We start from the raw sequence: 11864 nt of genomic DNA on the forward strand, positions 1-11864 counted from the left end.
CTTCATGTTAGATCGAGAGATACAGCGATTTTGATGTGTGCGATTTTTATTGCCTCTATCGGCCTAAATGTGAATTCAACAGCTGTCATTATTGGAGCCATGCTGATTTCCCCTCTTATGACACCGATTGTTGGACTAGGATTAGGTTTAGCTATTTTTGACACTCGTTTAATCAAGCAATCTCTAGAGGTTTTACTTACTCAAGTATTGGTCAGTTTACTTGTATCGACTCTGTATTTCTGGATTACTCCCTTATCTTATGCAAGTAGCGAGTTGATTGCACGAACTTCTCCAACGATTTGGGATGTCTTAATTGCTATTGCTGGTGGGATAGCAGGTTTCATTGGTTCAAGGAAAAAAGTTAGAAAAACCAACAACACCAAGTCTTGAAGCTTTTTGGGATTTACGGCAAAATTTCTTTGCTTGTTTTCTTTCCTTTTTCTGGTTGGGATCGTTATGGATGGCACTAAACACATTATGGGAAAAGGTTGAGAAAATTTCCTCAGAAATTATTTGGTGGAATTTGTTTCTACTCTTGGAGCGGCAGGAGTTCTCTTTGGAGAATTTCATGCCATCCAAGATACCAGTCTGAATGATGTGGTGGACCGGATCTATATAAATGTCAAGGATTTACCGTTTCAGTCCTTGGGAGCTTTAGCTAATATCCTGTCTGATGTTAAGAAGGGACTGATTCAAGACAGTCATATCTGGTCTTTCTTCCAGTCATTTTTCAAACAATATCAGTTGATAATCAGCTTAAATCAGATCTATCAGTTTGTCTATCTTTCTCTGATGGAGATCATGTCCTATCTTCACTTTGATTATTGGAAAAAACGGCTCGGTCAGGAGCTAGTATGAATAAGGAGAACAAATGAGACGTTTAAAAATGTTATGGCATATTATACAGGTTACGGGTTTTACTCGGTTTGCTCTGAGTTTTGTGACCTTTGTTTTTGGGTCAGGAGGCGTGCTTTTCCTAGTTGAACCTGCTATCACAAATTACGGAGACGGTCTTTGGTATGCTTTTGTGACTTCGACGACTGTCGGCTACGGGGATCTCCTAGCTGTGACCTTGATTGGAAGGATTACCAGTGTCTTCTTGACGATTTATGGGCTCATATTTTTTGGCTGTTTATCAGCTGTTATTATTAATTATTATACCGATTTAAATAAGGAAAGAGGAGAGGACAAATGACTGCCAATTATTCAACACGGGAATACCGTGAGAAATTATACGATGACCTTCATGTTAGATCGAGAGATACAGCGATTTTGATGTGTGCGATTTTTATTGCCTCTATCGGCCTAAATGTGAATTCAACAGCTGTCATTATTGGAGCCATGCTGATTTCCCCTCTTATGACACCGATTGTTGGACTAGGATTAGGTTTAGCTATTTTTGACACTCGTTTAATCAAGCAATCTCTAGAGGTTTTACTTACTCAAGTATTGGTCAGTTTACTTGTATCGACTCTGTATTTCTGGATTACTCCCTTATCTTATGCAAGTAGCGAGTTGATTGCACGAACTTCTCCAACGATTTGGGATGTCTTAATTGCTATTGCTGGTGGGATAGCAGGTTTCATTGGTTCAAGGAAAAAAGAAGCAAACAATATCGTGCCAGGAGTAGCCATTGCAACAGCTCTGATGCCACCTATCTGTACTGCAGGTTACGGTTTAGCTAATGGAAATGTACGATTTTTATTTGGCGCTCTCTATCTTTTCTTGATCAACTTTGTCTTTATCATGCTAATCAACATTGTTGGAACAAGAATTATGATGAGAAAATCTCCCTTAAGTTCATTTAAAGAGTTAAACATTAAAATGAGAATTGGGTTGATATCCTTGATTGTGTTATTGATTCTTCCAGCTAGCTATTCGGCAGTTACTCTGACAATAGAACAAGCGCGCAAAGAAGGGATCAAACAGTTTGTAGGAAAAGAGTTCGCCAATTATACGGTTATTAATCAAGTCTACAAGTCAAGTAACAATGAATTAGTCTTGACGGTTGTTGGAGATCCGATTTCAGAAGAAGAATTAGAAACGCTCCACCAAAAACAAGCCTCTTACGGTATTCAATCTGTTCAATTGAAAGTCAATCAAGTTCATAATTCGACAAAATTAGACAGTGATACGACCAAGGAATTTTATGAAACCATTAACAAGTATATCGATCAAAAACTCTCTGAAAAAGATTCACAAAAAGATCTCGTAAAAGAAAATGAAGCAGACAAGGAATGAGGATATTGACCTTATCCAACTCATGAAAGCAAATCTTGTGTGGTAGTTTGACCAATCACTACTAGCTCAGGTTAAATAAAATATAAAAAAGCAACAGCTGAAATAGTTGTTGCTTTTTAGCTAGCTAGGATTTTATCCCAGGTTTTGTCTCTTATTTCTCAACGCGTGATTTGTTAGCGATATCAGCAAGGATAGCTTGAACAAAATCATCAACTGAGACAGTTTGTGTTTCTTTTTGGCCATAGCGGCGAACGTTAACAGTTCCGTCTTCCATTTCCTTGTCTCCAACGATTAATTGGTAAGGAATCTTGCTGGTTTGTGACGCACGGATCTTGAACTGCATTTTTTCATTGCGCTCATCCACATCAGCACGGACCCCACGGTCACGGAGTTTCTTAGCTACTTCCCAAGCGTAGTCCACGTGTTTTTCGTTAGATACTGGGATGAGGGTTACTTGGTGTGGTGCAAGCCATGTTGGGAAGGCACCCTTGTAGTTCTCAATCAAGATCGCTGTGAAGCGTTCCATAGTTGAGATAACCCCACGGTGAATCATCACTGGACGGTGCTCTTCACCATCAGCTCCGATGTATTTGAGGTCGAAGCGTTCTGGAAGCAAGAAGTCAAGTTGGATAGTAGAAAGTGTTTCTTCTTTACCAAGGGCAGTCTTAACCTGGATATCCAATTTTGGTCCGTAGAAGGCTGCTTCACCTTCGGCTTCAAAGTAGTCAACGCCCATTTCATCAAGAGCTGCACGAAGCATGGTTTGGGCATTTTCCCACATCTCATCGTTGTCAAAGTACTTGTGAGTATCTTGAGGGTCGCGAAGAGAGAGACGGAAGCGGTATTCATTCAAGTTGAAATCTTCATAAACATCGATAATCAACTGAAGGGCACGTTGGAATTCTTCTTGGATTTGCTCTGGAGTAACGAAGAGGTGACCGTCGTTGAGTGACATTTCACGTACGCGTTGAAGACCAGTCAAGGAACCAGATTTTTCATAACGGTGCATCATACCGATTTCGGCAATACGGATTGGCAACTCACGGTATGAGTGAACATGGTGTTTGAAGACTTGGATGTGGTGCGGGCAGTTCATTGGACGAAGGACGAATTCTTCCCCGTCACCCATGTCCATAGTTGGGAACATGTCTTCTTGGTAATGATCCCAGTGACCGGAAGTCTTGTAAAGCTCAACAGAAGCAAGTGGTGGAGTGTAAACGTGTTGGTAGCCAGAAGCCAACTCCTTGTCGACAATGTAGCGTTCCAATTCACGACGGATAGTCGCACCATTTGGCAACCAGAATGGAAGTCCTTGACCAACCTCTTGTGAAATCATGAAGAGGTCAAGCTCTTTACCAAGTTTACGGTGGTCACGTTCTTTGGCTTCTTCACGCATTTGAAGGTAGTTTTTCAAGTCTTTCTTGTCAAACCAAGCTGTACCGTAGATACGTTGCATCATAGCGTTGTCGCTATTTCCACGCCAATAAGCACCTGCCACATGGAGAAGGTGGAAGATTTGGATACGGCCTGTTGATGGAACGTGAGGTCCACGGCAGAGGTCCACATATTCACCCTGACGATAGATAGTCAAACCGCCCTCGTCTTCTGAGTGTTCTTCAATCAATTCCAACTTGTAAGGGTCGTTCTTGAAGATTTCACGGGCTTCATCTTTAGTCACTTCTTCACGAATAGATGGGAAGTTTTCTTTGACAATTTTTTGCATTTCTTCTTCGATACGAGGAAGGTCTTCGTTAGAGATTTGACCAGCAGTATTGTCAGTATCGTAGTAGAAACCGTCTTCGATAGCTGGACCAACTCCCAAGTGAATGTCTGGGAAAAGGCGACGAGCTGCTTGGGCGAACAAGTGAGCAGCTGAGTGACGCAAGATTGGAAGGGCATCTTCGTGATCAGGTGTAACAATTTCAATGCTTCCATCTTCAGTGATAGCACGAGTAGTGTCGATGAGTTTGCCGTTGAATTTACCAGCCAAGGCCTTTTTAGCTAGGGAATTGCTGATAGATTGGGCAATTTCAAAAGTAGTAACGCCAGATTCGAATTCACGAACAGCGCCATCTGGGAAAGTAATGTTAATCATGATGTTCTCCTTACTTATATTATTGACGAATGTGTTAACCCTATTCTGAAAACAGGGACAGAGAATTAATTGTGAAAGCTAGAAAAACAAAAAGCGACCTCCTCGAAAGGACGTCGCAACGTGGTTCCACCTTCATTTATGTACCTCAAAAGAGAGGGACACCTCTGATTGGCTCTAACGTAGCCACCGTTTTATGTTTTCATAAAAAACTCAAGAGTAGTATCAGTTTAGGCCTCCTATGCGTTTCCAGCAACCACGCACTCTCTAGTAGAAAGGGACTAAGTGACTTGTCTCTATGGATTATTATAGCATGATTGTGAAAATTTTCAAGATTTTTGTAGATTTTTTTGAATTTTCTTCATTGAAAGAGTGCCTGCTATGCTTTGTTAGGTGTAATGAGAAATCATCTTTTTGGTAGGAATTTACCTTGATAAAAGTAGTGTTCTGGATTAAGTAAGAGTGGGTTAAAGGTGACTATTAAACAGTATTTTTTGTTATAATATTAAAAAGATATATAAGAGGAAATGAGGAGAAAGAATGACAAAAATAGCTATTCTTTCAGATATTCATGGAAATACCACCGCCTTGGAGGCTGTTTTGGCAGATGCTCGGCAGCTAGGAGTGGATGAATACTGGCTTTTGGGAGACATTCTCATGCCAGGAACAGGGCGTAGAAGGATTTTGGACTTGTTGGCTCAACTACCGATCACAGCTAGAGTTTTGGGAAACTGGGAAGATAGTCTGTGGCATGGTGTCCGAAAGGAATTGGATAGTACTCGTCCCAGTCAACGCTATCTCTTGCGCCAGTGCCAGTATGTTTTAGAGGAAATTTCCCTAGAAGAAATTGAAATACTCCACAATCAACCTCTCCAGCTCCATCGTCAGTTTGGTGATTTGACGGTAGGAATTAGCCACCATCTTCCTGATAAGAATTGGGGGCGTGAGTTGATTCATACTGGAGCACAAGAGGACTTTGACCGCTTGGTGACCAATCCGCCTTGTGATATTGCTGTTTATGGTCATATTCACCAGCAGTTGCTTCGTTATGGTACTGGTGGACAATTGATTGTTAATCCAGGTTCGATTGGGCAACCTTTCTTTCTAGATGCTCGGTTGCGGAAGGATTTGCGGGCCCAGTATATGATTTTAGAGTTTGATGACAAGGGCTTGGTAGATATGGACTTCCGACGGGTAGACTACGATGTAGCAGCTGAGTTACAACTGGCTAAAGATCTCAAACTTCCCTATTTTGAGGTTTACTATGAAAGTCTGGTCAATGGTATCCACCATACTCACAATCAGGAATTTTTGAGAAAATTAGCCCAGAAAGAGGGCTACGATAGGGAGTTAGATGCTTGGTTGAAAAGTGGTAATGATTGACATTACAACTAAAAAGGGTATAATAAAAGAAAAAGAAGAGTAGAGGCAGGGGAGCCTCGCAAAAAGGAGAAGAGGATGCAAATTCCAAGTAGATTTACCATTGCGACTCATATGCTGATAATCATTGCCCTCGAGGGGAAGGAAAGCAAGGTGACCAGTGATTTTCTGGCTGCTAGTGTCGGGGTCAATCCTGTCATTATCAGAAAGACCTTGTCCCAGTTGAAGAAGGCAGAGCTGATTTCAGTAGCGCGTGGAACAGGGGGAACAGAGATTGTCAAGGACCTCAAGGACATTAGTCTTTTAGATGTTTATCAAGCGGTTGAGTGTCTTGGTAAGACCGGTCAACTCTTCAGTTTCCATGACAATCCAAATCCAAATTGCCCGGTCGGAGCTCATATTCATGATGTTTTGGATCAAAAATTGGAGAAAATCCAGCTGGCTATGGAGGCTGAACTTGGTCAGACCAGTATAGAGCAAGTCGTGGCTGATGCAGAGAGTCAAATGAAGGAGTAAGAGGGATGGATGCCCTCTTTTTTACGCCGGATAATTATGATAAAATGTAGTTATTAAAGGAGGAAAAAATGTATCTCGTTATAGGAATTGTATTAGCCTTTATAGTGTCATTTTGGAAAGATAACAGAAGTTTGTGGAATCCAGTATTATTTTTATTATCCCTCATTTCAAGTTATATTTCTCTATCCCACCTTTTTTATAAAAATGGGTATGAGAATGTTCAGTTAGCTTTTTATGTAGTTGCCTTTGTTTTACTCCCGTTTCTGATTTTTTTGAGTGGTATCTTTTTAATCTATAATGGTGTTATCCTACTGAAGCGAGAGGGACGTTCAAAAGCCAATTATCTCTCAACGCTTTTTGGAATAGTCATTTTGGTATTTTTTCCCTTGATTTCATTTCGATTAGGAAATCGAAATGAATTATTTTATACACATCACTTTCTAAACATTTTATTTGTATTAATCGTTTATTCTTACTTTATTTTTGGTTTTGCTTTCGTGGGTTTTATGTTGTACTCTATTTTATATCTCTTTATTCCTAAGAAGAAGCATTATGATTTTATTATCATTCACGGTGCTGGTTTATTAGGCGGAGAAAAGGTAACACCTTTGCTAAAGAGGAGAATTGATAAGGCAGTAGAAGCTTACCACAAGTCTAAAAATTCTAACATAAAAATTATTGCCAGTGGTGGTCAAGGAGCAGATGAAAAAATTTCTGAAGCGCAGGCCATTTATAACTATATTTTAGAAGAGACAGATGTAAACAAGGAATTTGTTCTTCTTGAAGACAAGTCCAGAACAACCTATGAAAATTTATTGTTTTCAAAAGAAATAGGAGAACAATTGGTTGAAAATCCGTGTTTCCTCTTTGTTACAAATGACTATCATGTCTTTCGTACTAGTACCTATGCTCGTAAGTTAAATATGAAGGGAGATGGACTCGGATGTAGGACAGCCGGCTACTACATACCATCTGCTTTTATTCGGGAGTACGTGGCTCTATGTGTCAAAATGAAATGGCTCTTCCTTGCCTTTTATGTTCCTATATTAGCTATCATTTTGCTAGCCTATAAAGGGGTTATTTGGTAGACATAAAAATTGCTCTTCACTAAATGGAGAGCAATTTTTATTTGAACTTGAATCCTTCGTAAATAAGTTCTGCTTTGGGATTCTGTTTCTTAATCTGTTTAGCAAGTGATTTCATCATAGAAAGGGGACCACACATATAGATGGTTGCCTGTTCGGGTACTTCTTTTTGTTCAAAATTAAGATAGCCGTCTTTCCTACTGTCGACTAGATGGAGTTCAAAATTAGGGTTTTTCTGAGCATAGTCACGGAGCAAATCCAGATAGACTGCATTTTCTTCTCCACGGAAGCTATAGTAGAAGTGAACCTGTTTATCCAAAATAGGATGTTCACGGATGTAAGAGATGAAGGGGGTGATTCCAATACCTCCAGCAATCCAAACCTGATTTTCTCGTCCTTCTTCTATAATCATGTGTCCGTAAGCTCTATCTACGCTTACTTTGCTGCCGACTTGAAGATTGTCATAGATATTCTTGGTATGGTCACCTGAATTTTTAACAGTAAAGTAAAGAGTTTGGTCGTGACCGCCTGAGATAGAAAAGGGATGCGGAGCACTTTCAAAGCCTTCTTGGAAAATCTTTAGAAATGCAAATTGTCCTGATTGATAGTTGAAAGGTCTGCTAAGATGGATTTGAATTTCCCTAGTATCGTGATTCAAGCGTTTGAGGTTGGTAATTTTCCCTAGATAGGGGAAGCCAATCTTTTGATATAGAAAAATGATATAAAAACCAGCTAGCAAGCCTAAAAGGGCATAGCTACCAACAAGAAAACTTAGTAGATTAAATGTAAGGAGACGATTGCCCATCATCATGTAGACATGAAAGAGTCCAAAAATATAGGCTAGGTAAACCAGGCGGTGAATCCATCGCCAAGCTTCGTATTGGATGTATTTGCCTAAATAGGCGACAAGGATGATACTGACAAAGATATAGATGGCAAGGTTGCCAAATTGAGCAGCTAAACGAGAGCCCCACAAACCGCCCATACTGAAGTTATGAAAGATGAGTAGGATGATGGAGAGAAAGGCTGTGAATTTGTGGACAGTATAGACCTTCTCCAAACCGTGAAACCAGCTTTCTAGTAGTGGGAGACGAGTGGCTAGGATAAAGGTCAGAGATAGGCTTGTTAAAGCTAGTCCTGGAATCATGAATTGGGGAGAAGTGTTCATCCAAGTCAAAATAGTCAAGACAAAACTAGCTATGATAAAGAGTATTCCTTTGAGTGATTTCATAAAAAATTCCATTTCATTTATATTTCAATTTGTTGTAAATAAATTTGTTACAGTTTATCATAGAAAAAGTATAGTGTCAAATTGAGTTCTATAAATATCTACTCTCATCAAAAAAACTCTCCAATTTAACTGGAGAGTGGCTGTTTATACTCAATGAAAATCAAAGAGCAAACTAGGAAGCTAGACGCAGGCTGTACTTGAGTACGGCAAGGTGAAGCTGACGTGGTTTGAATTTGATTTTCGAAGAGTATTATTCTGCAGCTTGTTGCCAACGTTTGGCTAGCATATGAGACAAGCTAGAAATGGCTAGGTTAAAGCTGAAGTAGATGAGGGCAATCAGGATATAAAGACTAAACACTTGCTCTGGTTCGAAATAACGTCCCATGAGAATTTGGCTGGCTCCAAAGAGTTCTTGTAGGGCGATAACAGAGTAGAGAAGACTGGTATCCTTAATCACGGTTACAAACTGAGAAATGATGGCTGGCAACATTTTACGGATAGCTTGTGGGAGAATGATGTGGTAGAGGATTTGGGCTGAGGTGAAGCCTTGTGACATTCCTGCTTCGTATTGCCCCTTGTCCACAGCATTGAGACCGCCTCGAATAATCTCAGCTAGAGCCGCTGATGTAAAGAGAGTGAAGGCAGTGATTCCTGCCGGTGTGGATTTCATTTTGAAAACTAAAAAGATAGTGAAAATCCAGAGAAGGTTGGGAACGTTACGTACAAACTCGATATAAATGCTGGAGATGATGCGTAAGACAGGATTTTTCCCATTTCTCATGACGGCTAGCACTGTCCCGATAAGGGTAGAGAGGACGATGGCAATTAGAGAAATGTAGAGGGTCAAGCCAAATCCTTTAAAGATAAAGACTAGGTTATCTGGGGTTAAAACTTCTAAAATGGATTCCATAGTAACCTCCTAAAGCGAATAGGCTTTTTTGTTAGCTTGCTCCATCTTGCGACCAAACTGGGCAACAGGGAAGCAAAGAGCAAAGTAGAGAAGGGCAGCACCTAGAAAGGCTGGAATGTAGTTTCCGTTAAGAGCTGACCAAGACTTAGTCACAAACATCAAATCAACTCCAGAGATGATAGCGACTGTAGAGGTATTCTTGATGAGGTTGACGATTTGGTTGGTCAAAGGAGGGAGGATAATACGGAAAGCTTGAGGCAAGATAATCAAACGCATGGCACTGATATAGGTAAAACCTTGTGACAAGGCGGCCTCCATCTGACCGCTAGGAATAGACTGAATACCTGAGCGAATAACCTCAGCGATATAGGCACCGTGATAGAGTCCTACACAGAGTACAGCTGTCCAATAAATCGGAATCATGATGATATGGTCACTAATAAGAGGCAAACCATAAAAAACGATAACAAACTGCACCAAGAGGGGAGTATTTTGATAAAATTCGACAAAGATACGAGCTAAAATGCGCAAAATTGGACGTTTACTGGTCGACATAGCTCCGAAGAAGATGCCTAAAACCATGGCTAGGATAAAGGATCCAATCGCTAGGGCAAGGGTGAAGAGGAAACCATTGAAAAATTGTCCAAAATCCTGAAAATAGGCTGTCCAAGATGATAAATCTGTCATGGGGTATCCTCCTTAATCTGCAGTATGGCTAGATGGTTTGAGCTTGTAACGGTCATAGAGTTTTTGCAAACTACCATCCTTGCTCCATTTAGTGACCAAGTTATCGAGATAGTCGTTGAGCTCTGTATTTGATTTCTTAGTAACGATACCGTAGTCAGATGGCTTGAAACTATCATCTAGTAGTTCTGTCCGCTTACTGATGTAGCCAGATAGGATAGAACGGTCAACGGAAAAGGCATCAATTCGATGAGCGTGTAAAGAAGTAATCAATTCTGGGTAGGAGCCAAGTTCGACGAATTTAAAGGTCAGGCCTTTCTTTTTACCGAGCTCGGTAATCAGGCGTTGGGTAATGGAACCTTGGGCAACACCGATGGTTTTTCCGTTTAGGTCCTCAATACTTTTGATTTTTGCAGATTTATTGACCAAAAAGCCAGAAGCGTCCGTGTAGTAGGGGCTTGTGAAGTTGTAGAGTTTTTTGCGTTCGTCTGTGATGGTGAAGGTTGCGATATCCATATCGACCTGTTCATTATCTAGGAGGGGTCCACGAGTTTGCGCTGTAACAGGTACATAGCGAACCTTGACCTTAAGCTCATCTGCTACCATCTTGGCCAAGTCGGTTTCAATACCAGAATAGGTTCCTGTCTTGGGATCCTTGTAACCAAAATTGGGAACGTCTTGTTTCACACCGACAACTAGCTCGCCTCTCTTTTGAATAGCTGCGACACTGGTATCAGCCTGAACTGGTTTTGCAGCAGCAAGTCCGAAAAGGCTGATCAATAATGCGGATAAAAAGAATTTTTTTTTCATAGGCGCCTCCTTATTTGACTTTGTCACTTTCATGGTTGATGATTTTGCTGAGGAATTGTTGGGCACGAGGTTCGCTTGGATTGTCGAAAAAGTCATCAACATCTGTCGTATCCACCAACACTTCTCCATCAGCCATAAAGATGATACGGTCAGCAACTTCACGGGCAAAGCCCATTTCATGGGTAACGACAATCATATTCATACCATCGTGGGCTAATTTTTGCATAACTGCTAGAACATCGCCGATGGTTTCAGGATCAAGGGCAGATGTTGGTTCATCAAAGAGGAGGAGTTCCGGATGCATAGCGAGGCCACGTGCGATGGCAATTCGTTGTTTTTGTCCACCAGATAGCATGGCCGGATAAGAATCTTTTTTGTCCCACATATTTACAAATTCTAGGTATTTTTGGGCTGTTTTTTCAGCTTCTTCTTTATCAATTCCTAGAACTTTTATAGGTGCGAGTGTTACGTTTTCTAACACTGTTTTGTGCGGATAGAGGTTGAAATGCTGGAAAACCATGCCGACTTCCTTACGAAGCGGAACCAAATCTTTCTGACTGGCACCAGCAACTTGGTGACCATTTACTAGAAGACTTCCTTTGTCTACAGCCTCCAAACCATTGATGGTGCGGATAAGAGTGGACTTCCCAGAACCAGAAGGGCCTAGGAGAACAACAACTTGCCCTTTTTCAAAACGGAGATTGATGTCGCGGAGTGCATGGTAGTCTCCGTAATATTTTTCGACGTGTTCAAATTCTACTAAAGCCATAAGGAATCTCCTTTGTGTTAGATTTTATAACATGATTCTACACCAAAAGATTTATCTTGTCAAATCATATCAGAAAAAAGTTAGTAAAATTTTCGTACAAAGCAATCAGGATAGAGAAAAAGTCTAAATCATGTTATAATGAAGCA

The 11864-nt window shown here is 40.7% G+C and carries 12 protein-coding genes and 3 pseudogenes; 8 read left to right on the forward strand and 7 right to left on the reverse strand.

The window, feature by feature from the left end; all coding sequences use genetic code 11:
- From N5909_RS06860 to N5909_RS06880, 5 genes and pseudogenes are all read left to right on the forward strand, one after another.
- Positions 1-360: pseudogene (locus N5909_RS06860) on the forward strand (DUF389 domain-containing protein); the annotation flags it as partial.
- A pseudogene (locus N5909_RS06865) lies at positions 359-592 on the forward strand (TMEM175 family protein); the annotation flags it as partial. The pseudogenes N5909_RS06860 and N5909_RS06865, both read left to right, overlap by 2 nt.
- Positions 517-858, forward strand: a complete 342-nt coding sequence (locus N5909_RS06870) for a hypothetical protein (RefSeq protein ID WP_000397556.1) — start codon at positions 517-519, stop codon at positions 856-858. The pseudogene N5909_RS06865 and the gene N5909_RS06870, both read left to right, overlap by 76 nt.
- Positions 859-871: 13 nt before the next feature.
- On the forward strand, positions 872-1195 hold the full coding sequence (locus tag N5909_RS06875) for a potassium channel family protein (protein WP_001253404.1): 324 nt from the start codon (positions 872-874) through the stop codon (positions 1193-1195).
- A complete protein-coding gene (locus N5909_RS06880) occupies positions 1192-2241 on the forward strand; it encodes a DUF389 domain-containing protein (RefSeq protein ID WP_271631028.1) in 1050 nt (349 codons plus the stop codon). The genes N5909_RS06875 and N5909_RS06880 overlap by 4 nt, the downstream gene beginning before the upstream one ends.
- Before the next feature lie 151 nt (positions 2242-2392).
- Here the strand turns inward: N5909_RS06880 and thrS are convergent, their stop codons facing one another.
- Positions 2393-4336, reverse strand: coding sequence for a threonine--tRNA ligase (gene thrS / locus N5909_RS06885; RefSeq protein ID WP_033682071.1), 1944 nt, complete (start codon positions 4334-4336; stop codon positions 2393-2395).
- Positions 4337-4401: 65 nt separating this feature from the next.
- Positions 4402-4589, reverse strand: a pseudogene (locus tag N5909_RS09765) (hypothetical protein).
- Positions 4590-4873: 284 nt separating this feature from the next.
- On the opposite strand from N5909_RS09765, the gene N5909_RS06890 reads away from it, so the two are divergent.
- The 3 genes from N5909_RS06890 to N5909_RS06900 all read left to right on the forward strand — a co-directional run bounded on the left by N5909_RS06890 (position 4874) and on the right by N5909_RS06900 (position 7317).
- A complete protein-coding gene (locus N5909_RS06890) occupies positions 4874-5716 on the forward strand; it encodes a metallophosphoesterase family protein (protein WP_033682072.1) in 843 nt (280 codons plus the stop codon).
- Positions 5717-5791: 75 nt separating this feature from the next.
- Positions 5792-6229, forward strand: coding sequence for an Rrf2 family transcriptional regulator (locus N5909_RS06895; protein WP_033682073.1), 438 nt, complete (start codon positions 5792-5794; stop codon positions 6227-6229).
- A 68-nt stretch (positions 6230-6297) separates the two neighbouring features.
- Positions 6298-7317: a YdcF family protein gene (locus N5909_RS06900; RefSeq protein ID WP_271631029.1), complete on the forward strand. Its 1020-nt coding sequence runs from the start codon at positions 6298-6300 to the stop codon at positions 7315-7317.
- A 37-nt stretch (positions 7318-7354) separates the two neighbouring features.
- Here the strand turns inward: N5909_RS06900 and N5909_RS06905 are convergent, their stop codons facing one another.
- The 5 genes from N5909_RS06905 to N5909_RS06925 form a co-directional block, all read right to left on the reverse strand.
- Positions 7355-8545, reverse strand: a complete 1191-nt coding sequence (locus N5909_RS06905) for an oxidoreductase (RefSeq protein ID WP_271631030.1) — start codon at positions 8543-8545, stop codon at positions 7355-7357.
- A 250-nt stretch (positions 8546-8795) separates the two neighbouring features.
- The gene (locus N5909_RS06910; protein ID WP_000443889.1) at positions 8796-9455 is read right to left on the reverse strand and encodes an amino acid ABC transporter permease; all 660 of its coding nucleotides are present in this window, start codon (positions 9453-9455) and stop codon (positions 8796-8798) included.
- A gap of 9 nt (positions 9456-9464) precedes the next feature.
- Positions 9465-10142: an amino acid ABC transporter permease gene (locus N5909_RS06915; RefSeq protein WP_000131135.1), complete on the reverse strand. Its 678-nt coding sequence runs from the start codon at positions 10140-10142 to the stop codon at positions 9465-9467.
- A 12-nt stretch (positions 10143-10154) separates the two neighbouring features.
- Positions 10155-10949, reverse strand: coding sequence for a transporter substrate-binding domain-containing protein (locus tag N5909_RS06920; RefSeq protein ID WP_271631031.1), 795 nt, complete (start codon positions 10947-10949; stop codon positions 10155-10157).
- 10 nt (positions 10950-10959) lie between these two features.
- A complete protein-coding gene (locus N5909_RS06925) occupies positions 10960-11718 on the reverse strand; it encodes an amino acid ABC transporter ATP-binding protein (protein ID WP_024057567.1) in 759 nt (252 codons plus the stop codon).
- Positions 11719-11864: the final 146 nt, after the last annotated feature.

The sequence above is a fragment of the Streptococcus gwangjuensis genome, assembly GCF_028156745.1.
Taxonomy (GTDB): Bacteria; Bacillota; Bacilli; order Lactobacillales; family Streptococcaceae; genus Streptococcus; species Streptococcus gwangjuense_A.